Consider the following 25,766-nt stretch of genomic DNA (forward strand, 5'->3'; position numbering starts at 1 on the left):
ACGTGATGCGACCAAAGCATTGGCCGGAGAATCTTGACTTCTCCGGCCATTTCGCTTTTCTGCACCCATTCAAGTTCCGGCCCAGCCGGATGAAAAGGGAACACGGGATGATCCGGCAGAGCTGCCTATGATCAAAGCCGTGGCTGCCCCCGCAACTGTGAACGGTGAGCGACGCCAAAACACCACTGGGACGATCCCGGGAAGGTTGGCGACCGCTGCGATCCGTGAGCCAGGAGACCTGCTTGGATGATCACCCTTTCCCGGACGCGGGGTGCGTCACGGAAGCGGCTGTCCGCAGCGGTGACGCCCTCACTGTCTGCGGAGATCTCCTCCACAGGCCCAAACGGATCACGGGAAGCCTCGCGCTTCTTTTCAGGAGGATACCCCATGCACGCCCTTACCAGCCTGCGTTTTTCACTGCTGGCAACAGCCGCATTCACCTTGCCACTCGCCGCCCTCGCCCAAGACGCGGGCGAGATTTACACTCTGGACGAAATCGTCGTCTCCGGAAGCCTGACGCCCGTCGCCAAAAGCGAAACGGGTGCGACGGTGGAGACGGTGGACGAAGAAACCCTTGCGACCCCGAGCGAGACTGTTGCCGATATCCTTGATAGCCTGCCGGGCGTTACCGTTAGCAAAAACGGTGGCATCGGCGCCTCTGCCACTCTGCGCATCCGTGGCCTCGGGTCCGAATATGTCGGAGTGCGCCTCAACGGCATCGACATCACCGACCCCTCCAGCCCGCAATCGGCCTATGACTTCGGCGGCTTGCGCTCCTACGGCATCGCCGCTGCCGAGGTCGTGAAAGGCTCGCAATCCGCCCTCTACGGGTCCGAGGCCATTGCCGGTCTGATCGAAATGAACACCACGCCTCAAACACCGGGCTTGTCCTTCAGTGCCGAAGCCGGCAGCTACGGCACCTACTCCGCCGGCGTGACGAACATGATCGAAAGCGAGACCGGCCACATCGCCTTTAGCCTGTCGCATTTCAAGACCGATGGCTTTTCGAGCATGTCGGACAATGACGAAAAGGATGGCTTTGAAGAGACCTTCCTGACCTTCGGCATGGAACATGACGTCAATGATCTCGTCACTTTGGGCGTGACAGGGTTCTACCGCACCAGTGACCTCGAATACGACACAAGCTTTGATGTCGGCGCAACTGCCACACGCGACCAAAAGGGCGTGCGGACCTATGCCGATTTCACAGTTGGCCAGTTCTCACATGAAGTGAGCGCCTCCTTCTTCCAGTCTGATCGTGTCTATGGCTCTGGGGCATCCAGCTATTACTACTCCAGCGAACGCAAAGAAGTCAGCTACCTCGGGTCAACCGACCTTTCAGCGATGACCTCCCTGACCTTCGGCGCTGAATATCTCGAAGAGTCCTTTGATGGCGCTGGCAATGGCCTTGATCGCAACAAAGCGGTCAAAGGCGAGTTGCTCATGGAACCCATGGCTGGGCTGAACCTCTCCGCGGCCTTGCGTTACGACGATCACTCCAAACTCGGCGAGCACGTCTCCGGGCGGCTTGCGGCGGCATGGGAAGTCACGCCCGACTGGATCGTGCGTGGAGTGTTAGGCACTGGTTTCCGCGCACCTTCCCTCTCCGAACGTTATGGCTGGGGCGGCAACCCGGACTTCACGGAAGAAACCAGCCGCAGCTCAGAGCTGAGTGTCGAGCGCCGCTTCCTGGGCGAGGATTTCGCAAAAGCCACGCTGTTCTATACGGAAATCGACGACAAAATTGACTGGAACTACGGTGCTGGTGCCTATGAGCAGATCGGCGGCACCACCACGTCCCAAGGCCTTGAGCTTTCCGGGCGCTACAGCCTGTCGGAACGGTTCGCACTCTACGGCAACTATACCTACACCGATGCCGAAAACCGCAACCAGCGCGCCGCGCGGGTCCCGCGTCACGACGCCACCATCGGCCTTGACGCCACTCTGACGGCTCGCCTTTCCGGTGCTTTCGAAGTGCAATTCGTCTCCGACCTCAAGGACATCGACACCTCCACCTCGACACTCTTCGATCTGGATGACTACACGCTGTTCAATGCCAGCCTGTCTTATGACCTGTCCGACAAGGTTCAGCTCTACTTGCGCGCAGACAATCTCACTGACGAGGATTACGAAACCGTCTCCGGCTACAACACGCCGGGCCGGTCGGCCTATCTCGGCCTCAAAGCGTCCTTCTGAGTGCGCTTTCCTGAGATCATAACATTGGCCACCGCCCTCTTTTCGGGGGCGGCGGCTTTGGCGGAAACGCCACCTGACACGACACCGCAACATGTCGTGTCGATCAACCTCTGCACCGATCAGCTCGCCATGATGATCGCGGCCCCCGGTCAGCTTTTGTCCATCACCGCCATGGCCCAAGACCCGCGTGCGTCTGTCATGGCCGACGCGGCGAAAGCCTATCCGACCAACAACGGGCTGGCCGAAGAGATTTATCTTTTGAAACCCGATCTCGTCCTCGCAGGCCAATTCACTGCGCGGGCGACCGTGTCGATGATGCGCCGTCTTGGCGTCGAGGTCGTGGAATTCTCCCCCGCGCGGTCTTTGGACGATGTCGCCGCCAATATGGTGAAAATGGGCGAGGCTTTGGGGCGCGAAGACGTGGCGCAGAGCATGGCCGATGATTTCACCCACCGTCTCGCCAAGCTCGACACCCCGACGGAAACGCGCCCCACCGCCGCCACCTATGCCGCCAATGGCTATAGCACCGGCGCGCAGAGCCTTTCGGGCGAGATCATCGAAACCGCTGGCTTCACCACGCTGGCCTCTGAGCTAGGCCTGCCGATGGGCGGCTTTGTGCCGCTCGAAGCCCTGATCATGGCCGACCCCGATCTGGTGATCTCCGGCGCCGATTACCCCGGCACGGCCCGCGCCGAAGAGGTGCTGTCCCATCCCGCATTGACCCATCTGACGGGCGGGCATATGCCGATGCAGGACAAGGACTGGATATGCGGCCTGCCCTCTGTTTTGGGCGCGATCGAGCGGCTACGGGACGAGCGGGACACGCTGGAGATGCCTCAATGACCTACCCCCGGCTCTTGGCCTTTTTGACCCTCGCGGTGGTCGCGCTTTTCATCGCCTCGCTCCTCGTGGGCGTCGCCGACATGCCCATCTCCGACAGCCTCAGCGCGCTCTTTGGCGGCGGCGAAGGCCCCCTGCCGATGGTGATGCGCGAAATCCGCCTGCCGCGTGCGCTTTTGGGCGTGATGGTCGGCGTGAGCCTCGGTCTCTCGGGTGCCGCCCTCCAAGGCTACCTGCGCAACCCTTTGGCCGAACCTAGTGTGATTGGCATTTCCGCCTCCGCCGCCTTGGGCGCCGTGATCGCGCTTCAAAGTGGGTTTGCCGCGCTCTTCGCCCTCGCCCTGCCCCTCGCCGCGCTCGTAGGTGCCGCGATCTGCGTCCTGCTCATTCTCCTGCTCGCCGGCTCCGGCGGCACGCTGTCCTTGATCCTCGCAGGCATCGCGGTCTCGGCCCTATCCTCCGCGCTCACTGCTCTGGTTCTCAACCTCTCGCCCAACCCCTTTGCCGCCAATGAAATCATTTTCTGGATGATGGGGTCGCTGGCGGACCGGTCCTTCCTGCACGTCTGGATGGCCCTGCCGATCATGGCTCTGGGCTGGGTCCTTTTGGCGCTCACCGGACGCGGCATCGACCGGCTCACATTGGGCGAAGAGGCCGCCGCCTCCATGGGCGTCAACCTCAAGCATCTGCGCCTGATCCTCATCGGCGGTGTCGCCGCCTCGGTTGGCGCGGCCACTGCCGTCGCGGGCGCTGTCGGCTTTGTCGGGCTTGTCGTGCCGCATATTTTGCGTCCTCTCGTGGGCGCACGCCCCGCGCGGCTTTTGCTCGCCTCCGCTTTGGGCGGCGCAATTTTGGTCCTGACCGCAGATGTCGCCGTGCGGGTCATCCTGCCCGGACGCGACCTCAAACTCGGTGTCTTGATGGCGCTCGTTGGCGCGCCGGTATTTTTCCATCTGATCTGGCGGATGCGGGGGCGGTCATGAGCCTTTTGACGACGCAAAATCTCACCGTCCGGCGCGGCACGCGCGTAACCCTCGATCACGCCTCGCTCGACGTCTCCCCCGGAGAGATGATCGGCCTCATCGGCCCCAATGGTGCGGGCAAATCCACACTCCTGCGCGCCGCTCTCGGGTTGATCGCGGCAGAGGGCAAAAGCTCGCTGGCGCAGATGCCCCCCCCGGCACGCGCCAAGGCCGCCGTCTGGTTGCCGCAAGCTCGCGAGATTGCCTGGCCGGTCAGCGTCGCGCATCTGGTGTCTTTGGCACAAAACGAACGCGAGGATGCGCCCGAAGTGCTCGCAGCCTTGAAACGCATGGACCTTTCGGACTTCGCTGACCGCAAGGCCACGGGGCTGTCGGGTGGCGAACAGGCCCGCGTGTTGATCGCGCGTGCACTGGCGCAGGACACGCCTTTGTTGCTGGCCGATGAACCCACCGCAGGGCTTGATCCCGCGCATCAGATCGGCTGCATGGAAACCTTTGCCGCCCTCGCGCGCGAAGGCCGCAGTGTGATCGTCTCGCTGCATGATCTGGGCCTCGCTGCGCGGCATTGCACGCGGATCGTTGTGCTCTCCGAAGGCCGGATCGTCGCCGACGGCGCGCCGCGCGAGGTCTTGACTGAGGCACTTTTGGCCGAGGTCTTTGCCATCCGCTGCCACATCGCGGAAACGCCCGATGGTCTGGTGCTTCATCCGCTGTCGCAGGTCGCGAAATGAGCGCGATGTTGACCCCGACCCTCACCCGCCCTTGGCTCGTTGCCGATCTCGGCGCACCGATGCGGGTGTTGAGTTTCGCGCCCTATCGACCGGGGTTTGTCACGGCAAAACACATCGTCTGGCGTGAATTGCGAAACGCCGATCTGCCGCCGACGGTGTGCGTCTCCGATTGGATTTCCTCTGAGATGGCAAAGGCCGGGCACGCGGAGGCGGTCGGCATGCTGACGTCACGCAACGTGACGAAATTTCAGCGTGCCGAAGCCGAAGTCGAGGGCATCCGCGTCGCAGCGATCGCCACCGTCGGGCTGGGCAATGCCGAGCGCATCGGCTCGCGCACGCCCCGCGATTGGGGCGTCGAGCAATTCGGCACAATCAACATCGCCGTGCAGCTTTCCGAAGCGGTCACCGAGACGGCGCAGATCGAGGCGCTTACCATCGCAGCCCAAGCCCGCACGGTCGCCGTGATGGAGGCGGGTCTCAGGTTTCCCCACGGCCCCGTGACCGGCACCGGCACCGATTGTCTGGCGCTGGCCGCCCCGCCCGGAGATCAAGCCTATGCGGGGCTTCATACGGCTCTGGGCGAGGCCATCGGGGCGGCGGTTTACCGCGCCGTTTCCCAAGGCGCCGCAGGCTGGGTCTCGGAAAACCCGGTGATGATGCGAACCGTATTTGGCGGGTAAACCGGCGATCCCGCGCCTATGTCACGCCAACTTCGGGCCATTCTCAGGCCGATCTTGGGCCAATTGCGAGCCTATATTTCAGGCATTCGCAACTGGAGGCGTCTAGTTGAGAATGGTTCGCAATATCTGTTTGACAGTTGCGAATGATTATCACTTACATGACAGCAACAGGAAAAAGCCCGCAAAGGACGAACCATGAGTCTCAAAAGAATATCCGTGTTCGGCTCCGTCGCCGCACTCGCCTTGGCCTCTAGCGCACAGGCCGAAGACCGGATGAAAGTCGTCACCACCTTCACCGTCTTGGCCGACATGGCGAGCCAGGTCGCCGGAGACGCCGCAGAAGTTGTGTCGATCACCAAACCCGGCGCGGAAATTCACGGCTACCAACCGACGCCTCGCGACATCGTGCGGGCGCAGGACGCGGACCTGATCCTGTGGAACGGCATGAACCTTGAGCTCTGGTTCGAACAGTTTCTCTCGAACCTCAAAGACGTGCCCTCCGCAACCCTCAGTGACGGCATCAACCCGATCTCGATTGTGGGCGGAAGCTATGAGGGCAAACCCAATCCGCACGCTTGGATGGGATTGGATAATGCCCTGATCTATATCGACAATATCGAGACAGCTTTGAGTACGCAGGACCCAGACAATGCCGCCACCTATGCGAAGAATGCCGCCGCCTATAAGACCGAGCTGCGCGCCACTTTAGAGCCTCTGCGCGCCCGCGTCGCCGATGTGCCGGAGGATCAACGCTGGCTGGTGACCTGCGAGGGCGCCTTTTCCTATCTGGCGCGCGATTTCGGCATGAAGGAGCTTTATCTCTGGCCGATGAACGCCGATCAGATGGGCACGCCGCAACAGGTGCGCGCGGTGATCGACGGCGTGAAGGACAACAACATCCCGGTGGTGTTCTGCGAGAGCACGGTCAACACCGCCCCCGCCAAACAGGTCGCCCGCGAGACCGGCGCGCGCTATGGCGGCGAGCTTTACGTCGACAGCCTGTCAAAACCAAACGGCCCGGTGCCGAGCTACCTCGATTTGCTGCGGGTGACGGCTCAGACCGTGGTGGACGGGCTTGAAGCCGCGCGCAACTGAGCGTGGGACATGAAAGAGGCAAGATGATGCAAAACGGCGGACCCGTTGAAAATACTGCAACGGGAGACGGGATTTCGGCGCGCGATGTGACGGTGACCTATCGCAATGGCCACACGGCGCTGCGGCAGGCCACGTTCGAAATCCCGCGCGGCACGGTGACCGCATTGGTCGGCGTCAATGGCGCCGGGAAATCGACGCTGTTCAAAGCGATCATGGGCTTTGTCCCCGTGGCACAGGGCGACATTCGACTATTGGGCCTGAGCGTCAAAGAGGCGCTGCGTCAAAACCTCGTCGCCTATGTACCGCAATCCGAGGAGGTCGATTGGTCCTTTCCGGTCCTAGTCGAGGACGTGGTGATGATGGGGCGCTATGGTCACATGGGATTCCTGCGCCGCCCGTCTAAGACCGATCATGCGGCAGTTGATGCAGCTTTGGCACGGGTCAATATGTCAGACTTTCGCCAGCGCCAGATCGGCGAACTGTCCGGCGGACAAAAGAAACGCGTGTTTCTTGCGCGCGCGCTGGCGCAGGAGGGTCAGGTGATCCTCTTGGACGAGCCTTTCACCGGCGTCGACGTCAAAACCGAGGAGCAAATCATCGCGCTTTTGCGGGAGCTGCGTGACGAAGGACGGGTGATGTTGGTGTCGACCCATAATCTCGGCTCCGTGCCCGAATTCTGTGACCGCACGGTTTTAGTCAAGGGCACGGTCTTGGGCTATGGGCCGACCGAGACGACCTTCACCCGCGAGAACCTTGAACAGGCGTTCGGTGGCGTGCTGCGGCAGTTCACCTTGAGCGGCGCCGACCTTCATGACGATGACGATCCGCGGCATGTGACTATCCTGTCGGACGACGAACGCCCTCTGGTGCGCTACGGCAGCCAGACGCGGGTGCAGACGAAACCCTCCGACGAGGCCGACAGATGATCCTGCTCGAACCCTTCACCTATGGCTACATGACCAACGCCATGTGGGTGTCGGCCTTGGTCGGCGGCGTTTGCGCCTTTTTGTCGGCCTATCTGATGCTCAAGGGCTGGTCTCTGATTGGCGATGCGCTGTCGCATTCGGTCGTCCCCGGCGTGGCGGGGGCTTACATGCTGGGCCTGCCCTTTGCCTTGGGCGCGTTTCTGTCGGGCGGGCTGGCCGCCGCCGCGATGTTGTTTCTGTCTGAGCGCTCTGGCCTCAAGATCGATGTAGTGATCGGGATGATTTTCACGTCGTTCTTTGGCCTCGGCTTGTTCATGGTCTCGCTCAATCCCATGGCCATCTCGGTGGATACGATCACCATGGGCAACATTTTGGCGATCACGCCCGAGGACACTCTGCAACTCGCGCTCATCGGGTTTGTCTCGCTGGCCGTGCTTTTGGCGAAGTGGAAAGACCTGATGGTGGTGTTTTTCGATGAAAACCACGCGCGCACGATTGGCCTCCGTCCCAGCCTGTTAAAAGCCGTGTTCTTCGTGCTTTTGTCCGCCTCTGTGGTGGCCGCGATGCAGACCGTCGGTGCCTTTCTCGTCGTCGCCATGGTGGTGACGCCGGGGGCGACCGCCTACCTCCTCTGCGACCGTTTCCCGCGCCTCATTGTGACCTCGGTTCTGATCGGCACGGTGACCAGTTTCGCAGGTGCCTACATCAGCTATTTCCTCGACGGCGCGACCGGCGGGGTGATCGTCTGTCTGCAAACGCTGATCTTCCTCGCGGCCTTCCTCTTCGCCCCGAAACACGGGCTTCTGGCCGCGAAAGCCAAGGCCCGCGCCGCGCTCAAAGAGGAGGTGTCGGAATGATCGAGACGCTTCTGATGCCCTTCCAGTTCGGCTTTATGCAAAACGCCTTTCTGATCTCGGTCCTCGTCGCCATCCCGACTGCGCTTTTGTCCTGTTTTCTGGTGCTCAAGGGCTGGGCGCTCATGGGCGATGCGATCAGCCATGCCATTCTGCCCGGCGTCGTTCTGGCCTATATCCTCGGCCTGCCCCTGATTGTCGGCGCCTTCGCCGCGGGCATGGTGACGGCGCTCTCGACCGGCTATCTGGCGCAGAACAGCCGCGTCAAACAGGACACCGTGATGGGCGTCGTCTTCTCCGGCATGTTCGGCCTTGGCATCGTGATGTATGTCGCGACGCCCTCGGACGTGCATCTCGACCACATCCTTTACGGCAATATGCTGGGCGTCGGCGCAGAGGATCTCTGGACCGCAGGCGCCATCGCGCTCGTGGTTTCTGCCGGGCTGTTGCTCAAGTGGAAAGACCTGATGCTCCACGCTTTCGATCCAGCGCAGGCGCGGGCCTCGGGGCTGCCTGTTCAGCTTTTGCACTATGGGTTGTTGACCGCGATCTCTCTGAGCATTGTCGCGACGCTGACCGCCACCGGCTTGATCCTCGCCGTCGCGCTTTTGATTGCTCCCGGTGCGATTGCTTTTCTGCTCACGCGGCGGTTTTCCGCGATGCTTTTGACCGCCACGGCAATCAATCTGACCGCGATGGTGGGTGGCGTTTACGCAAGCTTCTGGCTCGACAGCGCGCCTGCGCCGACCATCGTTCTCGTGCAAACCGCGATCTTTCTCGCGGCCTTTATCCGCCGTCTGCGACAGATCAAACGCCAAAACCAGACCGTTTAAAACGTCAAAGGGCGGCGCAACTCGCACGCCGCCCTTTCCAAAATGTCTCCCGCGTCAGGCCTGCATCGGCAGCCACAAGACGATCATCGGGAAGGCCACCAAAAGCGCAATGGTGATCGCATCAGCGATGAAAAACGGCGTCACGCCTTTGAACACATCCTGCACCGAGAGATCCTCGCGCACGCCCGCGACCACGAAACAGTTGAGGCCGATGGGCGGCGTGATCAGGCAAAACTCCGCCATTTTCACCACGAGGATGCCGAACCAGACGGCACACATCGGACCGGACATGCCAAAGGCCGCATCTGCCGCCGCAACCATCTCGCCACCGTTCAAGGCCATGACCGCCGGGTAGACCACAGGAAGGGTCAAAAGCAGCATGCCGATGGCATCCATGAACATGCCCAAGACGGCATAGGCCAGAAGGATGCACACGAGGATCAGCATCGGCGACATGGTCAGAGAGGTCAGCCAATCGGCGAAGGCCCCCGGCAGATCGGCAAAGCCCAGAAAGCGCACATAGACCAGCACACCCCAGATGATGGTAAAGATCATCACCGAGAGCTTCGCGGTCTCCAGAAGCGCGTCGCGGAACTGACCCCAGCGCATGCCTTTGTAGACGGCCATCAGGAAGACGACGAAAGCCCCGATCGCGCCGCCCTCGGTGGGCGTGCCCCAAGCCTCGCCACCGAAGGGGTTGTAGACGAAGAGAACAATGGTCAGGACCACCACCATGATGGGCGCGGCTGGCGGCAGGGATTGGAACCGCTCTTTCCAGGTGAACCCACCCACGGCGGGCCCGAACCCTTTGATCGCGACCGACAGGCCAATGATCAAAAGCGCGTAGACCACGGCAGAGAACATGCCGGGCAGGAAGCCAGCGAGCAACAGTTTGCCGACGTCTTGCTCGACGATGATGGCGTAGATCACGAGAATGGTCGACGGCGGGATCAGAGAGGCGAGCGTGCCGCCCGCCGCCACGACACCGGCGGCGAATTTCTTGTTATAGCCGGTTTCGATCATCTCCGGGATGGCGATCCGGGCGAAGACCGCAGAGGTCGCAATCGAGGCGCCGGAGACCGCCGAGAACCCTGCTGTTGCAAAGACGGTCGCCACCGCAAGCCCCCCCGGCACCCAGGCGATCCAGCGTTTCGCGGCCGTGAACAGGGCTTTGGTCAGCCCGGCGTAATAGGCGAGATAGCCAATCAGGATAAAGGTCGGGATCAGCGAGAGCGCCTGTGAAGAAACTTTGGAATGCGGCACTTGGCCTGCAGTTTTCACCGCCACGGTCAACGCCCAGCCAAAGGCCTCCGGATCGTAGCCCTTTTTGGACCAGAAAATCCAGATGAGCCCCACCATGCCAGCAAGACCGGCAGCAAAAGCCACCCGCATCCCGAGCACCACCATGACAAGAAGCCCGCCAGAGACGATCAGTCCGATTTCAATGGATGTCATGATCTTGTCCTCAATCGTCTTTGCCGGAGACGCTTTCGGCCTCCATCGCGGCCTGTGTCGCCATATCAATCGGCAGCGGCACCGCCACCGGGTGTTCCGTGCCCGTGATGATCGCGCGCAGATAGGCCACGATCTGAAGCGCCAATCGCACCGTCAGAACGCCAAAAGCGACGGGCGCCAAAAGTTTCGCGGGCCAGAGCGGCAGGCTGATGTCCATCGAGCTGTCGCGGCTCCACATAGGCATTCCGAAATCAAAACTGCGCTGAAAATGCGCCCATGTGCCCCAGACCATGAGCACCATGAAGACGAACATCGCCAAGGTCGTGATCAGCTCCGCGATATAGAGCGGGCGGCCTTTCAAGGCGCCCACCAGCATGTCCATCCGCACATGCCCGCCGTTGCGCTGGGTATAAGAGATGCCCATGAAGGCGATCAACGGCATGGCCTGTTGGATCCAGTCGACATAGCCCGGCAAGGGCTGATTGAAGAAATTGCGCCCGCCGACGGAGATCACCGCCAAAAGCATCAGGCCAAAGACCGTCAGCCCGCTCAAGAGCGCCAGCATCAGCTCCAGTTTGTGTAACCCCTGATCCACCCGGCTCAGCCGGCTGTCATCGGTCAGGACCGTGGCTGTTCCCGCCATCGCTCATCCCCCTTTTGAAATCGGAAAACCCGCCCTCGGTCGAGGACGGGCCGTGGTGACCTTATTTCGAGGCGGCGACCGTTTCGATCACCAGATCGTAGAGCTCCTGCGCCGGCAGGCCGCGCTTGGTGTTCTCCGCGATCCAGGCCTCTGCCGCAGGCGTCGCCGCCGCCGCTTTGAAGGCCGCGATGTCCTCATCCGAAAAGGTCACCTGTTCGATGCCTTTGTCCTCGATGAGCGGGCCCCATTTGGCCATGGTCTCATCGTTGTAATAGTCGATGTAATAGTCCATCGCCTCTTCGACCGAGCTGTCAAGCGCCTCACGTTCGGCGTCCGTGAGCATGTCATAGGCGTCGATGTTCACCACCACCGGGCAGTTCACCGCACCGGGGTTCAAGTTGGTGGTCCACCATGTTGCGATTTCCGCCGTGCCAAAGGACATATGCGCGTGCGGCGCAAAGGCGGCGGCGCGGATCACGCCGCTGTCCATGGCCTGACGCACCTCAGTTGCGGACATCGAGGTCGGCACAGCGCCCGAGGCGGACATGGCCGCGCCGATGCCGCCGGTGGCGCGCACGGTGAGACCGGCGAAATCATCGATGGAATGCGGCGCCTCGCCCACGCCTGCGAGGTTGTATTGCGGCAGCGGTGTCGGCATCAAAAGCTTGGCGTTCCAACGCGCGAGGTCCTCGACCGTCGCCGGGTGGTTGTACACCGCCATCGCGACATCGCGCTCCAACTCAAGGTTGTCGATGCCCAGGAACGGCAATTCCAACACGGTGATCGAGGGGTTCTTGTCCGGATGATAACCCGCGCAGAATTGCGCCATCTCGAAAGCGCCGATGGAGATACCATCGAGGTTCTCGGTGTTCTTCGACAGGCCGCCATAAGAGATGTTCATGGTGAATGCACCGTCGGTCTTCTCGGAGACCAGCTCCGCGATTTTCTCGACATTTTCGGTGAAAGCGCGGCGTTTGCCCCAAAGCGATACGTTCCACTCCGTGGCCATCGCCTCGGTCGCAAAGCCAACGCAAAGCGCGGCCATCGCCGCACGTCCCAAAACCTTATTCATGATGTCCTCCCAAGACATTTTGATGTGTCTGGTCGAACTATGCACCGGCTTTGCCGTTTTCCCTATGAAGGAATCTGCAAGCTGACGCGCCCGCGCCCTGCGGATTTCCGCAGAGCTTTCGCCTTACAAAAGCGCCTCCTTGTCGAGCCCCAGCTTGACGATCTTTTCATTGAGCGTCCGCCGCCCGATCCCTAACGCTTCGGCCACCGCATCCATTCGACCCTCTTTGGCACGCAGGGCCCGCGCGATCACCTCGCGCTCAAAGGCCGCCACCGCCTCGCGCAGCGTGTCGGGCACCTCCAGTTGATCCGCATGCACCGCCGCCGCCATCGACGGCGCCCCGCGCCGAGCCATCAACACGAAACGCTCCGCCACATTGCGCAGCTCCCGCACATTGCCCGGCCAGTCGTGGCCCATCAAAATGGCCAGCCCGTCGGCATCGTGTTCGGGCGGCGCGACCTCATAGATGCGGGCAAACTCCGCTACGAAATGCGTGAACAGCATCAGGATGTCATCACGCCGCCCGCGCAGGGTCGGCAGGTCAATCCGCACCGTGTTGAGCCGGTGCAGCACATCGCGCCGGAGCGTGCCCGCCGCCACGGCCGCCTCCGGGTCCTCGTTGGTGGCGGAGATCACCCGACAGCTGAGCCTGCGCGGCTGACTGGCCCCCAGAGGCGTGATCTCGCGCTGTTCCAGCACCCGCAACAGCATGGCTTGCACCGCCAAGGGACAGGCGCAGACCTCATCGAGAAACAGCGTGCCTCCATCCGCGCGGGCCAGTTTCCCCGCCGCGCCGCCCTCGACGCCGAACATCTCGCGCTCGAACCCGTCGGGCGACAGGGTGGCGCAATTGAGCGCCACAAACGGCCCGTCCGATTGCGCGCCCAGATCGTGCAGCGCATGGGCGATCACATCCTTGCCGGTGCCGGTTTCTCCGACCAAGAGCACGGAAGCCGGGCTGTCGGAGACCGTCAGCACCTCCTCGCGCAGGGCTTTCGTCGCGGCAGCTTGACCCAGAAACACCTTATCCAGCCCCGACAGATTGCGCAGCCTGGCCTTGAGACGTTCGGTCTTTTGATGCAGCCGGTGCTGCTGTCCTGCATGGGACAGGATCGACAAAAGACGCCGTGGTTCATAGGGCTTTTCGACAAAGGAATAGGCCCCGTCCTGCATCGCCCGCACGGCCGTCGCGATGTCGCCATGGGCCGAAATCAGCACCAAAGGCGGCGCCTCGGACGGCAAAGCGGCCAAAAGTTCAAGCCCCGACATCCCCGGCATCCGCACGTCGGACAGGATCACGTCCGGCAGGCTCTGCGCCAGATGCGCGACCACCTGATCGGCGCGCGTAAGTGCCTCGACCTCATGTCCGGCCGCCGTGAGCAGGTCCATCAAAGACGTGCGCATCGCCTTGTCGTCATCAACCACCAAAATGCGCAACCCTGCCTCACTCATGCCTCGCCCTCCCCATGTTCATCCGTGCCATGCTCATCCGCCCCATGTTCCTCTTCTGCGACCAGCGGCAATTCGACCCGAAACACCGCCCCCTCCTCGACGTTGCGCGCGGCGATCCGCCCGCCATGTTCGCGCACGATACTGGCCGAAATCGCGAGGCCAAGCCCCATGCCCGCCCCCGAGGCGCGTCGCGTGACAAAGGGTTCCTGAAGCTCATCGAGGGTGGCCGCGCCAAGCCCATGGCCGGTATCGCGGATTTCAAACCAACCGATCCCTTCGCCCTCCTCCCCCAGACCTGTGCCTAAAGTCACATCGAGGCGGGTGTCGCGCTCCTCTTCCATGGCATCCACGGCGTTGCGCAAGAGATTGGTCATCACCTGTTCGATCCTGAGTTTCGAGCCTTTGATCACCACCGGCGTCGCCGCACGTTTGCGGGTCAGCGTCACGCGCGTCTGCGCAAGATTGGGGGCCACCAACGCCAAGGCCTCGTCCATCGCCAGATCGAGGTCCACCGGTTCCAGCCCGCGCTGTCCGGGCCGCGCAAAGAAACGCAACTGCCGCGTCAATCCCTCCATCCGTTCGGTCAGACCGGACAGCCGAGCCAGCAGATCGGGGTTGGTCTTTCCGCCGATCTCCGCCGCCGCGATATGATTTTTCAGGGCCGCGATCGGTTGCCCCAGCTCATGCGTCACAGAGGCCGACAGCTCGCCCAGCGCCGCCAGACGCGAGGCGCGTTCCAATTCCTTTTGCGTGCGTTGCAACCGGCGCTCGGCGGCGCGGCGGTCCTCGATCTCTTTGGCCAGACGTTCGTTGGCTTGACGCAGCTCCGCCTCTTCGGCCTCCGAGCGTTTGAGCGCCGCGCCGATCCGTTCCGTGCGCCGCATCTGGTAGAGGATCACCACGCCGGCCGCGAGCCCAAGGGCCAGTGCCGTCACCAGCCAGCTCAGCGTCACGACGCGTTCGCGGCTGGCGAAATAATGCAGGCTCCAGCCATGCGGTAAATCATGGGTTTCCAGATGGATCACCTCTTCGCCACCGATCCGGGCGGCGTGCTGGCTTTGAATATCCCAGTCCAACGAACGCAGGTCGGCACCGCTGAACTGCCGATTTTTGTCGATCCGGGCGCGTTCTTCGTCGGACAGATCGCGCAGCAAGGTGTAGCGCCAGGCTTCATCCGAGGCCAAAAGCACCACGCCTTCGTCATTGGCCAAAAGCACCTGTTCGCCACCGTCGCGCCAAGCGGCCTCCAGATCGGTGAGGTCAAGCTTGATCGCGATCACGCCGATCACCTGCCCTGCCGCATCGCGCACCGGGTCGGAGATAAAATACCCCGGCAGGCCGGTGGTAGCGCCGATGCCGTAAAACCGCCCCTGCCCGCCGTCGAGCGCGGCGCGGACATAGGGGCGAAACCCGTAATTCTGTCCGACGAAACTCAGCGCCGTCCCTGCGTTCGAGGCGGAGATCGTTTCGCCATCCGGCGCCATGAGATAGATCGCATCGACGCCCGCGCGTTCTGCAAAATCCCGCAGGCGACTGTTGAGCGCGATCCGGTCGCCGCCCTCCGCCGTGGCCTGCACGTAAGGATCGCGGGTCAAGACATAGGGCAGATGCGAAAACCGGTCCAACTCGGCAATCACCGTCGAGCGATAAAGCGACAAACGCCCCGTCGCCTTCGATTGCTCCTGCGCGGTGAAATAGATCGCCGCACCCTGAAACAGCAGCACAAGCGTGATCACCGCCGCGATCACGGCGATGCCGGTTGCAAGGATGCCTTTGCGCGCGGTCATGAACCCCCTCCTGTTTGACCAGAAGCGTTTCACGAAAGCGCCGCTGCGACCACCCTGTTTCTTTGGAGCCTCGGGTTATGCCGGCGTCAGCCCCGGCGGATGCGGCAATTTCTGCCCGCTGTTCGACAGGCAACTCATCAGCGCATCCTGGAGCGTTTCTTCGAGCACTGGGTGATAGAACGGGCTTTCGAGACAGGCATCGACTGTCAGCCCCTGTTCAATCGCCAGCGCCAGCCAATGCGCCATATGTTCGCCATCGCCAATCGCCAGCGTCGCGCCCAGAAGTTTCAGCGAGGTTTTGTCGGCATAGACTCGGATCAGCCCCCCTGTCTCCGCCTTGACCTTTGAGCGCCCGTTGTCTTGCGCCTTGGCCGTGCCCACGGCGATCTGCTCCGGGTCAAGCGTGTCGAAGGCGGCGCCAACGGTGGCGATCTGTGGACTGGTGAAGGCCACGGCCAGAGGCACGCGGCGGCGGAAGGGTTTGCGCGCGCCCGCGATGATGTTCAGCGCGGCGATTTTGCCCTCGTCCTTGGCCTCGTGCAAAAGCGGACGGTCGGCGTTCACATCGCCCGTCATATAGACCGGCAGATCGCCGATCTGGAGCGTTTCAGGATCGTAGGCGGGCATGCCTTTGTCATCCAGTTCCACGCCCAATGTCTCAAGCCCCAGACCGGCAACATTCGGGCGGCGCCCGATGCTCGCGAGCACCCGCTCGACCCGCACGACCTTGTCGCCTGCCTTGATCGTGACCGTCCCGTCCGCCTCAAGCGTCGGCTCGACACTCGCACCCAAAGTGAGCGACATATCCTGCCCCAGCGCCTCCGCGGCGGCCTCGGCCACCACAGGGTCCTTGATCCCCGCGATCACAGGGGCCGCGTCAAAGCCATGCACCTCGACGCCCAAACGGCCCAACGCCTGACCGATTTCGCAGCCGATCACGCCAAGGCCCACGATGGCCACGGAGTTCGGCAGGTCAGCCTGTTCAAAAAACGTGTCCGTGGTCCAAAGCGCGTCGCCCAAAGCACGGAAGGGCGCGGGCAGAACGGGGCTTGATCCGGTGGCAATAATGATCGCACCCGCTTCGATGGTTTCGCCATTCACCTCGACCGAATTGGGGCCGGTGATCGTCGCATGGCCGTCGATGAATTGCGTCTCGTCGAGATGTTTGTGGGTGCGGGTGATAAACCCGTTGACCAGTTTGTCGCGGATCGCCCGAACGCGGGCCATGACTTTGGGGCCATCGACCGAGAGGCCTTCGGTGCCCGCAATCCCGAACGCCGCCTGACGGGTTTTCGCGTGGTAGAGCGAGGCCACTTCGATCAGCGCTTTCGACGGCATACAGCCGACGCGCGCGCAGGTGGTGCCCTCAGGGCCTGAATTGATCAGAACGACGGATTTCCCGGCCCTGAGCAAGGTGAACAGCGCGGTGACCCCTGCGCTGCCTGCCCCGAGAATGGCCACATCAACCTTGCGCGTCATGCTATCATCCCTCTTATGCGAATATGTAAGCCTAAGGCGTTATACCACCTTGGGCGCCATCGCATAGAGGACAAGGTGCCTCGCCCGAAACGGGTTTCAGTTCGAGTAGATGTCTTGGCCGCGACGTTTGAGATGCGGGTCGTTGAGGAAGGTTCCGAAGGGCACAAGAGAGGCCAGAGCGGCCCGCATCAGGTCCCGCCCCTGCCAGAACGGCCTGCGCATCACCACAAGCATCAGCGCGATATAGACCAGAAAGGCATAGCCGTGCAGTGGCCCCATGAGTTTGACCCAGGAGGCGTCATCAAGGCCGTATTTGATCGGCATGGCGACAAGGAACAACAGCAAGGTGGTGACGCCCTCGATCACAGCGACGACGCGAAACAGGGCGAAGAGGTTCCGACCTGTGACGGTCTTTTCAGATTGGAGATCGGGGCTGTTTTGAAAATCGGTCATGAAATATGTATCTCTGTGCAGTCTGTTTCTAAAAGCGCTCTATAAAAACGAGTCATCTGTTATTCGGACATGGCTTAACAGGTTCGCTCCCGCACGCCCACAAACAGATTGACGCAGCCAAACGTCCTTGGCTGCGTGCAAAGAAGATCATCACAAGAGGCGAATTAAGACCGAAAGATGCGCGAGAACGCAGCTTTGACATATCACTCAGGCCAGCGGGACAGCGGCCTCAGCGGGAGACACATCGCGATTTGCGATTGAAACCCGCGGGCGAGCACACCCAGCTGCCGCTGCCCAACATCTGGGTGCGGGCAACACGCACCGGAGTGGCCTCAGACGCGGCGGGTTTCGCCAACCAGTCAAAACGCGCGGCGCCGACGCCTGCGGCGGATTTCACGGATTTCGGGGCAATCACAGGCGCGGTGTCCGGCGCGGTTTCGGCATGAAGGACGGATGCGCTCATCAATGCGGAAGCCATGGAAATGGACACAAGAACCTTGCGTAGGGACGTCGTACTCATAGACTGCTCTGCCTTTTTTATGATGCCCGACGCAACCTGTGACGAACGCCGGTATCGAGGTTTCCGATAGGTGTCACGTCAAACCAAGCTAGAGGTCAAGTCTTACTTTTCCGTGTCCAGAAATCGGCGAAAATACGGCAATTGAGCAGTCTGAAACCAAAAGTGGCGTGCGGAAATTCACTCCGCACGCCACAAATTCACGCAATCTCTCGAAAATTTACACAGCCTGCGCCATGGCCCTTACTCGAGGATCTGGTTCTTCATCCGCCAATCCGGCGTCCCAAAGCCCTCGGGCCAGGGGTAAACCTCGGGGTAGTTGAAATAGACCACACCGACCAATTGCGGATAGTCCTCTTTCACCACACGCACGCTGTCTTTCCACATCTCGACATAGTCCGCCGTGCCGACATAGCCCAGCTCGGCGACAGCAATCGGTTTGCCGAATTGTGTGGCGCGTTCATAGCGCGGACCAAAGATGTCATCAAAGCCACGATCCCCGCCGTATTTCGCCTGATCCCAGGCCTGAAGCCCAAAGACGGACAGGCCCACGATGTCGGCATAGTCATCGCCGGGGTAGTAGTCCTCCATCCCTTCGTCCCCCAAAGGCGACCACATCACCGAGATATTCGGCGCGGAGGCGCGGCAGACGTCGATCATGTGTCGATAGCTTGAGATATAAGTCTCCGGCTCCCAGCCCGCCCAGATGAACTGACCGTTGTCGTCATCCATCTCATGGGCAAAGCGCAGCGTGACCGGGCTTTTCAGCGTGCCGAGAATATCGCAAACCGCTTTCATGTTGGGGTCATAGCGCCCGCTCTCGATCCCGCTTTGCAGGTAGCGCGCGGTGTTGCGTTCGCTGCGCGACCAGGTCCAGGGTTCAAGCGTCACCAAAAGCGCGCGGTTGCGCTCCTGTGCATAGTCATCGGCATCATAGAGGGTGTCGAGGAAGACGTCCTCCCAAGGCAGGAACAGGTGCTCGATCACCACGGGCTGCAATCCGGTGAAGTCCCCATCGGGATCATAAACGCCAAAGGGCAGCTCTCCCGGTGGCACCGATTGTGCGCTGGCGGATGTGGCTAAAGCCGTCGCCATCGCGGTCCCATAGAGGATTGCTTTCACAGTTTTGATGAACTCATGTCTCATCGTTCTCCCTCCCTGACTGTGGAGCGTGGAGAGCCCTCGCCCCAAAACGGTGTAAAACGGACCCGGATGCCGCCGTCACCGCCCATGCCGGCGCCGGACACCACGTATTCCACCTTGACGGCTCCCACCGCCTCGAGGCCGATGGCCAGCGCATTGGCGCTGTCCTCCGCCCTCAGTATGGTCCCTGTGCCCAAAAGTGCCATGATCAGGCTCAACACAGGGACATCGCGCGCCAGTATTTTTCGAATATGGTGTCGGACCCCGCACGCGCGCTTGAGTTCCGAGCAAAACGCCACGGCCAGCAGGATCAGGTACACGGCCGTATTGACCAGCGACAAAAGATAGAACCCTCGCGCAGCATGAACATCGGAGACGGTGATCACCGGGATCGCGGCCCCAATGGCCAGCACGGCATAGACGGCAATCACCCGCGAGGGCAGCGGCGCGCCTTGGGTCTCGCCTTTGGGGGTGATGCGAAAATCGACGAATTTCCCGGTCACCCGGTCCCGCACCGCCATGGCACAGCCCCAGAACACCCAGGGCCATTGCAGCATCACGAAAAGCATGGTTTCCCAGGCGAAGACCTTGGCCTTAAAGGGCCGCAAAAACCCGTCGGCTTTCATCGCCAAGGCAAAGACGAACATCACAGCGATGGCGGGCAAGGCATGGCCGACAAAGGCCGGATAGGTGACATCCGCGATCTGCAGATCGAAGGTCACGGCCAGAATTGGCACGAGGTACATGAGCGCCATCGACAGCGCAAAGAAAACATACCACGTTTGGCACAGCAAAAAAAGCAACTTGAGCCGCAGGGGCATCGGCTTGAGATAACGCGGCGTGTAGCGCAGGAGCAGCGACAGAAGCGAGCGCGACCACTGGAATTCCTGCGTCACGAGATCGGCCAATGTCTCCGGCCCCTGCCCGATCGCAATGGCATCGGGCGCGTGCACGCCCCGCCAGCCCGCCGACGAGATCAGCATGGTGGTCGAATGATCCTCCGCCAGCTCCGGGCCTAATCCGCCCGCTTCGCGCAACGCCTTGGTGCGCACGGCGTAATGCGAGCCGATGCACATCGGGGTCAGGACGGAGGAATAGCCCGCCTGAAACACGCCGTGAAACGCCGCCTCGGAATACAGCCGCGTGCGCGCCGCCCAGCTTCGGTCGGCATTGGCCGAACAGATCGAGGGCGCGGAGACATAGCCCACCGCCTCATCCGCAAAGGGCCGCAGCATCTCGCGCAGATAGCCGGGCCGAGGCACGTGATCCGAGTCGAGTTGGCTGACGATGTCGTAATCCTCATAGCCCCAATGGTCGTAAAAATAGGCCAGATTGCCCTCTTTACAGCGGGTGCGGCGCGGCCATGTGGCCTGGTGATACGCCTCCACGTCTTTGCGGGTCGACAGTTTGACACCATGCGCCGCGCACCACGCCCGCGTCTGATCATCCGGGGCCTCATCCGCAAGCCAGGTGTCATGCGGATAATCCTGCGCCAGCATCGCCTCCAGCGTCTCGCGCACCACGGCAAAGCTTTCCGAGGGCGTTTTCGTGGTGATCATCGCGACGCGCCATTGCCCCGGCTGCGGGTCGAGCGCCACCGATTTGCGGGCCTGCAGGAAGATCAGCACAAAATAGAGCTGCATCCCCCAGATCCAGACCATCGCCGCCGTCACCCCCCAATAGCGCAAAGGCCCGACCATGTGATGCGGTTGCAGCCACCAAGTCCAGAACCATCCCGCCGCGACGATCCAGAGACCGGCGATCAGATAGTATTTCACGGCCATCCACCCGCGCAGCATCGGCGCCAACATCGGGCGTTTCAGGGTCGCGGGATGGGCTCTTCGGCGTGTCATCAGCCTGTGTCCTTTAATCCCAAAGGCGCACGTTCAAAGTCCGAAAACCCGAACCAGGGCGCGGCATGGGCGGTGATCGTATCGAGGTCGCGGTAGGCGGCGCGAAAGCCGATCTCGGCCTCGGCCCGCGAGGGATCGGCGCGCAGCTCCGGCGGATCGCCCGCCCGGCGCGGGGCGTCGTGGTAGGCCACCTTAGCCCCCGTGACGCGTTCGACCGAGGCGATGACATCGCGCACCGATTGGCCTTCGCCGGTGCCGAGATTGAGCGCAAGGCTCGCGCCCCCGTCCATGAGATGCCCCAGCGCCAGAACATGCGCGCGGGCCAGATCGGTGACATGGATATAGTCGCGAATGCAGGTGCCATCGGGCGTGGGATAATCTGTCCCCATGACCGACAGCTCCACTGCACCCTCACCACCGCCTTGAGCTGCTAACAAGGCCAGTGGCAACAGGTGGGTCTCCGGATCGTGCCGCTCGCCGATCTCGCCATCGGGATCGGCGCCTGCCGCATTGAAATAGCGCAGCGCGACGTGGTTGAGACCCGTGGCCTGTTCCTCGTCTTGCAGCATCCATTCGCAGATCAGCTTGGTGCGCCCGTAGGGGTTGATCGGCACCTGCGGCATGTCTTCGGTGATTGGCTGTGCTTCGGGCGTGCCGTAGGTGGCGCAACTCGAGGAAAAGACGATCTTATCCACGCCCTCGTTGCGCATCGCCGTCAGGAGAGAAATCATCCCGCCGACGTTGTTGTCGTAATAGCGCCCCGGCTCTTGCGTGCTCTCGCCGACATAGGCGAGTGCTGCGAAATGGATCACCGCCCGGATGTTTTCGCGCCGGAGCGTCTCGCGCAGACGCGCGGTGTCATGAAGCTCGCCCACAACGAGCGGGCCCCATTTGACCGCATCGGCATGGCCGCGCGAGAGGTTGTCATAGACGACGGGGCGAAAGCTCGCCTGGGCAAGCGCCTTGCAGGCGTGGCTGCCGATGTAGCCTGCGCCGCCCGTCACGAGGATCGAGGGCTTGAGCTCTGTCATCACGCCACACTCCGTGTCGCAAAGGTCTGACGCCCCGAGATCTCTCCTTTGAAATAGGCGATGGTCGGGATGAGCCCGTCTGCGAGTGAGATTTTCGGCTCCCAATCCAGAATGGATTTGGCGCGCGAAATATCCGGGCAGCGTTGATGCGGATCGTCGATCGGCAGGTCGCGGTAGACCACTTCGGACTGCGATCCGGTCATGCGTAACACTGTTTCCGCCAATTCCAGAATGGTGAATTCGCCGGGATTGCCCAGATTGACCGGGGAGAAAATCGTCCCCAGAGGATCGTCGCCCTCCATCAAGGCCATCAGCCCGCTCAACAGATCGTCGATGTAGCAAAACGACCGGGTTTGCCCGCCGTTGCCATAGACCGTCAGATCCTTGCCCATCAGCGCCTGCATCACGAAATTCGACACGACGCGTCCGTCTTCGGGGTCCATGCGCGGGCCGTAGGTGTTGAAAATCCGCGCGATCCGCGTGTCGACACCGCGCCGTTCGTGCATCTCGTGAAACAGCGTCTCGACGCCGCGTTTGCCCTCGTCGTAGCACGACCGCGGACCGACCGTGTTGACGCAGCCGCGATAGGTCTCCGTCTGGGGCGAAATATCGGGATCGCCGTAGACCTCGGAGGTCGAGCTTTGCAAAATGCGCGCGCCTTTTTCCTCGGCCACTTCCAAGAGGTTCAGCCCACCGAACACAGAGGTCTTGAAGGTGTGGATCGGGTCGCGTTGGTATTTCGGCGGCGAGCCCGGGCAGGCCATGTTGTAAATCCGGTCGACCGGCCCCTCGACCCGGAACGGGTCCAAGATGTCATGCAAGAAAAAGACGAAATTCGGATGCGTCAGAAGCCCTGCGATATTCTCATGGCGCCCCGTTTCCATATTGTCGATGCAAATGACCCTGCTGCCCTCTGCGATCAAACGATGACTTAAATTAGACCCAATGAACCCAGCCCCACCAGCGATAACGACCGTCTTTGCCGTCGCGCCTGTTTCGAGTTTTTCGAAATCCGGCCGGAATATTCTGGTTCCCCCCATAGTATTCCCTCCTTGTCACTCTCAGCGACACGAGCCGGTCAACTTGGTTAGTCCATCGACGGGTCGCTGGATGGTTAAGTATCCGTTAACTTACATCAGCCCGCCATGACACAAAGCAACTTTTCAGACAGTTTTGACCCAATAGGTTGTTCTATTTTGATATGCACAACCTTAAGGATGTATATGTTTCACTTTTCATCCCAATGGTTGTCATGCGCTATCAATGTCGCAGCGGAAATCTTGGTTAAAATTTTTGAAAAGCCTGATCCGCATCTGCGCAAGAATCAGTCACAGACACTGACACACTGCACTGTTCCATCCCGATGACGGCGATCATCGGGATGACTTTGGCCCCAAACGCTCCCAGTTTAAAATGCAAAAAAACGCCTGCCTCCAGATTGTGGAGGCAGGCGATTGATCCCATCCGGAACACGAGGATGCTTTTTCAGTTCACAAGCAATGCGCCCATAATGTCCGACCGCATGACGCTGTCGTTGCAGCGTTCGGGATGATCCAACCCGAGGCAGGCCTTGTAGACTGCCCGCAATGTCTGGCGGGTCGCAAACCCATCCAGCGCCCCACGGTAGAGGCCCTCTTCGGCGAATTGCTTTTGCAGGATATAAACGGCGACATTGGGATTGGCCTTCAAAAGTTCCTGTGCGAACCAGCCGGAATGCAGCTCGGGATGCGCCGCGTAACCGGCGGCCACCGGCGCATAGGCCTTGGGCGTGCGCGCCGCCGCCGCGCGCAGCGTCAGCGCATATTGCGCCTGTTCCTTGTCGGACAGAAGCGGGCCGAACCGGTCGAGTGCCGCCACAGCCTCCTCGCGGTCCCGGCGCAGGTTCAGGCCGTTGCCGTCCCGCAAAAGCTCGATCAGGAACCGCGCGGCAGCGGCATTGCCACCCTCGGCGGCCTCTCGCAGGATCGCAATCGTCTCCGGCCCGCTGGCGCGCATGTTGATACCCCACATCTGACGCGTGGCCTCAAGCACCGCGACGTCCTCCTCGCCCGCGCTCAGCGCCTTTTCGGCATAGCCGTCGAATTTCGCCCGCGACACGGACCCGCCGCCGAGGTAGCCATACATCGCACCCCGCGCCAGAGAGACCCAAGCCTCAGAGGCGCCCATCTCGCCTGCACGTTGCAACAGGGCCTCGGCGCGCGGTGGGTCGGTGAACTCCCACATCAGGGCGTCGCCATAGGCGACCAATCCGTGACCGTTGCCAGCCTCTGCGGCGGCTTCGAATTGCGCCAGCGCTGCCGCCTTATCTTTGGGCACCCCGATGCCGTAAAGCTGGAGTTTGCCGAGCGCGATCCGTGCCTCGACATCGCCGCCCGCGATGGCTTGATCAAGATAGGCCTGACCACGCGTGACATCACGCGGCAGGACCCAGCCGCCGATCATTTGCTCGCCCAAGATACGCTGTGCCTCCGTGCCGCCCCCTGCGGCGGCGCGTTCCAGATAGGGCACGGCGACATCCGGATCGGCGGGCAAAGCTGTGCCCCAAAGATAGGCTTGACCCAGATCGGTCAAAGCGCCGACATGGCCCGTTTCAGCCACCGTTTCGAGCAGCGACAACCCACGCGGCACATCCTGAGGCAGGACCCAGCCGTTGAGCAGATGTTGCCCCAACAGATGCTGCGCGGCGACATCGCCTGAGGCGGCTGCGGCCTCGAGATCGGCTTGCAACGTGGCGACTTGATCGGCGTCGGGCTCCGACCAAAGCGCGGTCTGCGCCGCATCCAGATCAAAGGCCGCGGGCGTCTGCGCCACTGCGGCGGCCCCGAACACACACAGCCCGGCGCCCAGCAAAAGCCCCGCACGCGCGGTCCACGTTTGGCCGCGCGAACCGCGACGATAGGTGTTTTGATCGCGCGACTGGCGCAATTTTACAGATGTTTTTGTGTGATATATGGACATGGTTTTTCCCTCCCGGGGCCAGTCCATGACCTGCGTGACAATGCTGTCACCGCCCCGCCACGCATGGCAAAGGCCCATAGAATAAGTTTAACCATTTTGCCCCATCCCGCAATGACGCAAATCAACGGCAGAAAGGGGCTTTTTATTTCAACTACTTAAATTGGCAGGATCAGTGCACAGCCGCGTACATGATCTTTTCTTCGGTGGCATCCGAGGGGCTGAACTCCTCGACCACGCGGCCCAGACGGCTCACGAGAATCCGGTCCGAGCCACCCGACAGTTCGACAATCTTCGCATTCGGATTGATCGCCCGGATTTGCAAAAGCTTCGACCATTCTTCGGTGATCTTCTGCTGCCCGCCCGCGGTGGTCAGGCCAGCGGGCGGCGGGTCACGATGTCGCCCATATGAATGTTCTGCGCCACGATCATTGAGGGCACGAGGCCGGAGATGCCGAGCGCGCGCGTGAGGCGGCGGCGTCCCATCTCAAGAACGCCGCCAAGCGTCTGACGCTTTACATGCAAGACGCCTGACACCCTCACCCCCTCAAATATGCAACGCCCGTCCGTAAGCTGCCAGCACGGATTCGTGCATCATTTCCGACATCGTCGGGTGCGGGAAGACCGTGTTCATCAGCTCTTCTTCCGTCGTCTCGAGCGTCCGCCCGATCACGTAGCCCTGGATCATTTCCGTCACCTCGGCGCCCACCATATGCGCGCCCAAAAGCTCGCCCGTCTTGGCGTCGAACACGGTTTTCACAAGACCCTCGGCCTCGCCCATCGCGACC

At 61.7% G+C, this 25,766-nt stretch carries 24 protein-coding genes, 1 pseudogene and 1 riboswitch; of the genes and pseudogenes, 9 read left to right on the forward strand and 16 right to left on the reverse strand.

What is annotated here, in order from left to right; all coding sequences use genetic code 11:
- The first annotated feature begins 54 nt into the window (after positions 1-54).
- Positions 55-261: riboswitch (cobalamin riboswitch) on the forward strand.
- A gap of 126 nt (positions 262-387) precedes the next feature.
- From ACN0X0_RS04590 to ACN0X0_RS04630, 9 genes are all read left to right on the forward strand, one after another.
- Positions 388-2,196 (forward strand): TonB-dependent receptor plug domain-containing protein, encoded by a 1,809-nt coding sequence (locus ACN0X0_RS04590; RefSeq protein ID WP_417278196.1) that lies wholly within the window; start codon positions 388-390, stop codon positions 2,194-2,196.
- Positions 2,197-2,220: 24 nt separating this feature from the next.
- The gene (locus ACN0X0_RS04595) at positions 2,221-3,039 is read left to right on the forward strand and encodes an ABC transporter substrate-binding protein (RefSeq protein ID WP_417278197.1); all 819 of its coding nucleotides are present in this window, start codon (positions 2,221-2,223) and stop codon (positions 3,037-3,039) included.
- Positions 3,036-4,019 (forward strand): FecCD family ABC transporter permease, encoded by a 984-nt coding sequence (locus ACN0X0_RS04600; protein WP_417278198.1) that lies wholly within the window; start codon positions 3,036-3,038, stop codon positions 4,017-4,019. Before ACN0X0_RS04595 ends, ACN0X0_RS04600 begins: the two co-directional genes overlap by 4 nt.
- A complete protein-coding gene (locus tag ACN0X0_RS04605) occupies positions 4,016-4,750 on the forward strand; it encodes an ABC transporter ATP-binding protein (protein WP_417278199.1) in 735 nt (244 codons plus the stop codon). The genes ACN0X0_RS04600 and ACN0X0_RS04605 overlap by 4 nt, the downstream gene beginning before the upstream one ends.
- Positions 4,751-4,755: 5 nt before the next feature.
- Positions 4,756-5,430, forward strand: a complete 675-nt coding sequence (locus ACN0X0_RS04610; protein ID WP_417278200.1) for an adenosylcobinamide amidohydrolase — start codon at positions 4,756-4,758, stop codon at positions 5,428-5,430.
- A 195-nt stretch (positions 5,431-5,625) separates the two neighbouring features.
- Positions 5,626-6,525: a metal ABC transporter substrate-binding protein gene (locus ACN0X0_RS04615; protein ID WP_417278201.1), complete on the forward strand. Its 900-nt coding sequence runs from the start codon at positions 5,626-5,628 to the stop codon at positions 6,523-6,525.
- 23 nt (positions 6,526-6,548) lie between these two features.
- Entirely contained in the window at positions 6,549-7,451 is a 903-nt protein-coding gene (locus ACN0X0_RS04620; RefSeq protein WP_417278202.1) for a manganese/iron ABC transporter ATP-binding protein, read from the forward strand.
- Positions 7,448-8,308 carry a metal ABC transporter permease gene (locus ACN0X0_RS04625; protein WP_417278203.1) on the forward strand — a complete coding sequence of 287 codons (861 nt, stop codon included), beginning with the start codon at positions 7,448-7,450 and terminating at the stop codon, positions 8,306-8,308. The genes ACN0X0_RS04620 and ACN0X0_RS04625 overlap by 4 nt, the downstream gene beginning before the upstream one ends.
- Positions 8,305-9,138: a metal ABC transporter permease gene (locus ACN0X0_RS04630; protein ID WP_417278204.1), complete on the forward strand. Its 834-nt coding sequence runs from the start codon at positions 8,305-8,307 to the stop codon at positions 9,136-9,138. Before ACN0X0_RS04625 ends, ACN0X0_RS04630 begins: the two co-directional genes overlap by 4 nt.
- Before the next feature lie 54 nt (positions 9,139-9,192).
- Here ACN0X0_RS04630 and ACN0X0_RS04635 read toward each other — a convergent pair whose 3' ends face one another.
- The 16 genes and pseudogenes from ACN0X0_RS04635 to ACN0X0_RS04710 form a co-directional block, all read right to left on the reverse strand.
- On the reverse strand, positions 9,193-10,593 hold the full coding sequence (locus tag ACN0X0_RS04635) for a TRAP transporter large permease (RefSeq protein ID WP_417278205.1): 1,401 nt from the start codon (positions 10,591-10,593) through the stop codon (positions 9,193-9,195).
- Between the two features lie 10 nt (positions 10,594-10,603).
- Positions 10,604-11,236: a TRAP transporter small permease subunit gene (locus ACN0X0_RS04640; RefSeq protein WP_417278206.1), complete on the reverse strand. Its 633-nt coding sequence runs from the start codon at positions 11,234-11,236 to the stop codon at positions 10,604-10,606.
- A gap of 61 nt (positions 11,237-11,297) precedes the next feature.
- Positions 11,298-12,308, reverse strand: coding sequence for a TRAP transporter substrate-binding protein DctP (dctP, locus tag ACN0X0_RS04645; RefSeq protein ID WP_417278207.1), 1,011 nt, complete (start codon positions 12,306-12,308; stop codon positions 11,298-11,300).
- Between the two features lie 123 nt (positions 12,309-12,431).
- A complete protein-coding gene (locus ACN0X0_RS04650; protein WP_417278208.1) occupies positions 12,432-13,760 on the reverse strand; it encodes a sigma-54-dependent transcriptional regulator in 1,329 nt (442 codons plus the stop codon).
- A complete protein-coding gene (locus ACN0X0_RS04655; RefSeq protein ID WP_417278209.1) occupies positions 13,757-15,547 on the reverse strand; it encodes a sensor histidine kinase in 1,791 nt (596 codons plus the stop codon). Before ACN0X0_RS04655 ends, ACN0X0_RS04650 begins: the two co-directional genes overlap by 4 nt.
- A 75-nt stretch (positions 15,548-15,622) precedes the next feature.
- Positions 15,623-17,026, reverse strand: a complete 1,404-nt coding sequence (locus ACN0X0_RS04660) for a dihydrolipoyl dehydrogenase (protein WP_417278210.1) — start codon at positions 17,024-17,026, stop codon at positions 15,623-15,625.
- 96 nt (positions 17,027-17,122) lie between these two features.
- Positions 17,123-17,479, reverse strand: coding sequence for a DUF3817 domain-containing protein (locus tag ACN0X0_RS04665; protein WP_417278211.1), 357 nt, complete (start codon positions 17,477-17,479; stop codon positions 17,123-17,125).
- Between the two features lie 229 nt (positions 17,480-17,708).
- Positions 17,709-17,999, reverse strand: a complete 291-nt coding sequence (locus tag ACN0X0_RS04670) for a hypothetical protein (protein WP_417278212.1) — start codon at positions 17,997-17,999, stop codon at positions 17,709-17,711.
- 240 nt (positions 18,000-18,239) lie between these two features.
- Complete coding sequence (locus ACN0X0_RS04675) at positions 18,240-19,142, reverse strand: glycoside hydrolase family 26 protein (protein ID WP_417278213.1); 903 nt, start codon at positions 19,140-19,142, stop codon at positions 18,240-18,242.
- Complete coding sequence (locus ACN0X0_RS04680; RefSeq protein WP_417278214.1) at positions 19,139-20,992, reverse strand: glycosyltransferase family 2 protein; 1,854 nt, start codon at positions 20,990-20,992, stop codon at positions 19,139-19,141. Before ACN0X0_RS04680 ends, ACN0X0_RS04675 begins: the two co-directional genes overlap by 4 nt.
- Positions 20,992-22,023, reverse strand: a complete 1,032-nt coding sequence (galE, locus tag ACN0X0_RS04685) for a UDP-glucose 4-epimerase GalE (RefSeq protein WP_417278215.1) — start codon at positions 22,021-22,023, stop codon at positions 20,992-20,994. The genes ACN0X0_RS04680 and galE overlap by 1 nt, the downstream gene beginning before the upstream one ends.
- Positions 22,023-23,063, reverse strand: coding sequence for a UDP-glucuronic acid decarboxylase family protein (locus ACN0X0_RS04690; RefSeq protein WP_417278216.1), 1,041 nt, complete (start codon positions 23,061-23,063; stop codon positions 22,023-22,025). Before ACN0X0_RS04690 ends, galE begins: the two co-directional genes overlap by 1 nt.
- 445 nt (positions 23,064-23,508) lie before the next feature.
- The gene (locus ACN0X0_RS04695) at positions 23,509-24,981 is read right to left on the reverse strand and encodes a tetratricopeptide repeat protein (RefSeq protein WP_417278217.1); all 1,473 of its coding nucleotides are present in this window, start codon (positions 24,979-24,981) and stop codon (positions 23,509-23,511) included.
- A 169-nt stretch (positions 24,982-25,150) separates the two neighbouring features.
- Positions 25,151-25,303, reverse strand: a complete 153-nt coding sequence (locus ACN0X0_RS04700; RefSeq protein ID WP_417278218.1) for a hypothetical protein — start codon at positions 25,301-25,303, stop codon at positions 25,151-25,153.
- Positions 25,304-25,350: 47 nt separating this feature from the next.
- Complete coding sequence (locus ACN0X0_RS04705) at positions 25,351-25,515, reverse strand: hypothetical protein (RefSeq protein WP_417278219.1); 165 nt, start codon at positions 25,513-25,515, stop codon at positions 25,351-25,353.
- A 10-nt stretch (positions 25,516-25,525) separates the two neighbouring features.
- Positions 25,526-25,766: pseudogene (locus ACN0X0_RS04710) on the reverse strand (dihydrolipoyl dehydrogenase); the annotation flags it as partial.

It is taken from the genome of Celeribacter sp. (assembly GCF_048270365.1).
In the GTDB taxonomy this organism is placed as follows: Bacteria; Pseudomonadota; Alphaproteobacteria; order Rhodobacterales; family Rhodobacteraceae; genus Celeribacter.

Bases quoted from the DNA above. Each gene is read 5' to 3' on its own strand.
- ACN0X0_RS04590 (WP_417278196.1), top strand. From the start codon at position 388: ATGCACGCCCTTACCAGCCTGCGTTTTTCACTGCTGGCAACAGCCGCA.
- ACN0X0_RS04600 (WP_417278198.1), top strand. From the start codon at position 3,036: ATGACCTACCCCCGGCTCTTGGCCTTTTTGACCCTCGCGGTGGTCGCG.
- ACN0X0_RS04605 (WP_417278199.1), top strand. From the start codon at position 4,016: ATGAGCCTTTTGACGACGCAAAATCTCACCGTCCGGCGCGGCACGCGC.
- ACN0X0_RS04610 (WP_417278200.1), top strand. From the start codon at position 4,756: ATGTTGACCCCGACCCTCACCCGCCCTTGGCTCGTTGCCGATCTCGGC.
- ACN0X0_RS04615 (WP_417278201.1), top strand. From the start codon at position 5,626: ATGAGTCTCAAAAGAATATCCGTGTTCGGCTCCGTCGCCGCACTCGCC.
- ACN0X0_RS04620 (WP_417278202.1), top strand. From the start codon at position 6,549: ATGATGCAAAACGGCGGACCCGTTGAAAATACTGCAACGGGAGACGGG.
- ACN0X0_RS04625 (WP_417278203.1), top strand. From the start codon at position 7,448: ATGATCCTGCTCGAACCCTTCACCTATGGCTACATGACCAACGCCATG.
- ACN0X0_RS04630 (WP_417278204.1), top strand. From the start codon at position 8,305: ATGATCGAGACGCTTCTGATGCCCTTCCAGTTCGGCTTTATGCAAAAC.
- ACN0X0_RS04635 (WP_417278205.1), bottom strand. From the start codon at position 10,593: ATGACATCCATTGAAATCGGACTGATCGTCTCTGGCGGGCTTCTTGTC.
- ACN0X0_RS04640 (WP_417278206.1), bottom strand. From the start codon at position 11,236: ATGGCGGGAACAGCCACGGTCCTGACCGATGACAGCCGGCTGAGCCGG.
- dctP (WP_417278207.1), bottom strand. From the start codon at position 12,308: ATGAATAAGGTTTTGGGACGTGCGGCGATGGCCGCGCTTTGCGTTGGC.
- ACN0X0_RS04650 (WP_417278208.1), bottom strand. From the start codon at position 13,760: ATGAGTGAGGCAGGGTTGCGCATTTTGGTGGTTGATGACGACAAGGCG.
- ACN0X0_RS04655 (WP_417278209.1), bottom strand. From the start codon at position 15,547: ATGACCGCGCGCAAAGGCATCCTTGCAACCGGCATCGCCGTGATCGCG.
- ACN0X0_RS04660 (WP_417278210.1), bottom strand. From the start codon at position 17,026: ATGACGCGCAAGGTTGATGTGGCCATTCTCGGGGCAGGCAGCGCAGGG.
- ACN0X0_RS04665 (WP_417278211.1), bottom strand. From the start codon at position 17,479: ATGACCGATTTTCAAAACAGCCCCGATCTCCAATCTGAAAAGACCGTC.
- ACN0X0_RS04670 (WP_417278212.1), bottom strand. From the start codon at position 17,999: ATGAGTACGACGTCCCTACGCAAGGTTCTTGTGTCCATTTCCATGGCT.
- ACN0X0_RS04675 (WP_417278213.1), bottom strand. From the start codon at position 19,142: ATGAGACATGAGTTCATCAAAACTGTGAAAGCAATCCTCTATGGGACC.
- ACN0X0_RS04680 (WP_417278214.1), bottom strand. From the start codon at position 20,992: ATGACACGCCGAAGAGCCCATCCCGCGACCCTGAAACGCCCGATGTTG.
- galE (WP_417278215.1), bottom strand. From the start codon at position 22,023: ATGACAGAGCTCAAGCCCTCGATCCTCGTGACGGGCGGCGCAGGCTAC.
- ACN0X0_RS04690 (WP_417278216.1), bottom strand. From the start codon at position 23,063: ATGGGGGGAACCAGAATATTCCGGCCGGATTTCGAAAAACTCGAAACA.
- ACN0X0_RS04695 (WP_417278217.1), bottom strand. From the start codon at position 24,981: ATGTCCATATATCACACAAAAACATCTGTAAAATTGCGCCAGTCGCGC.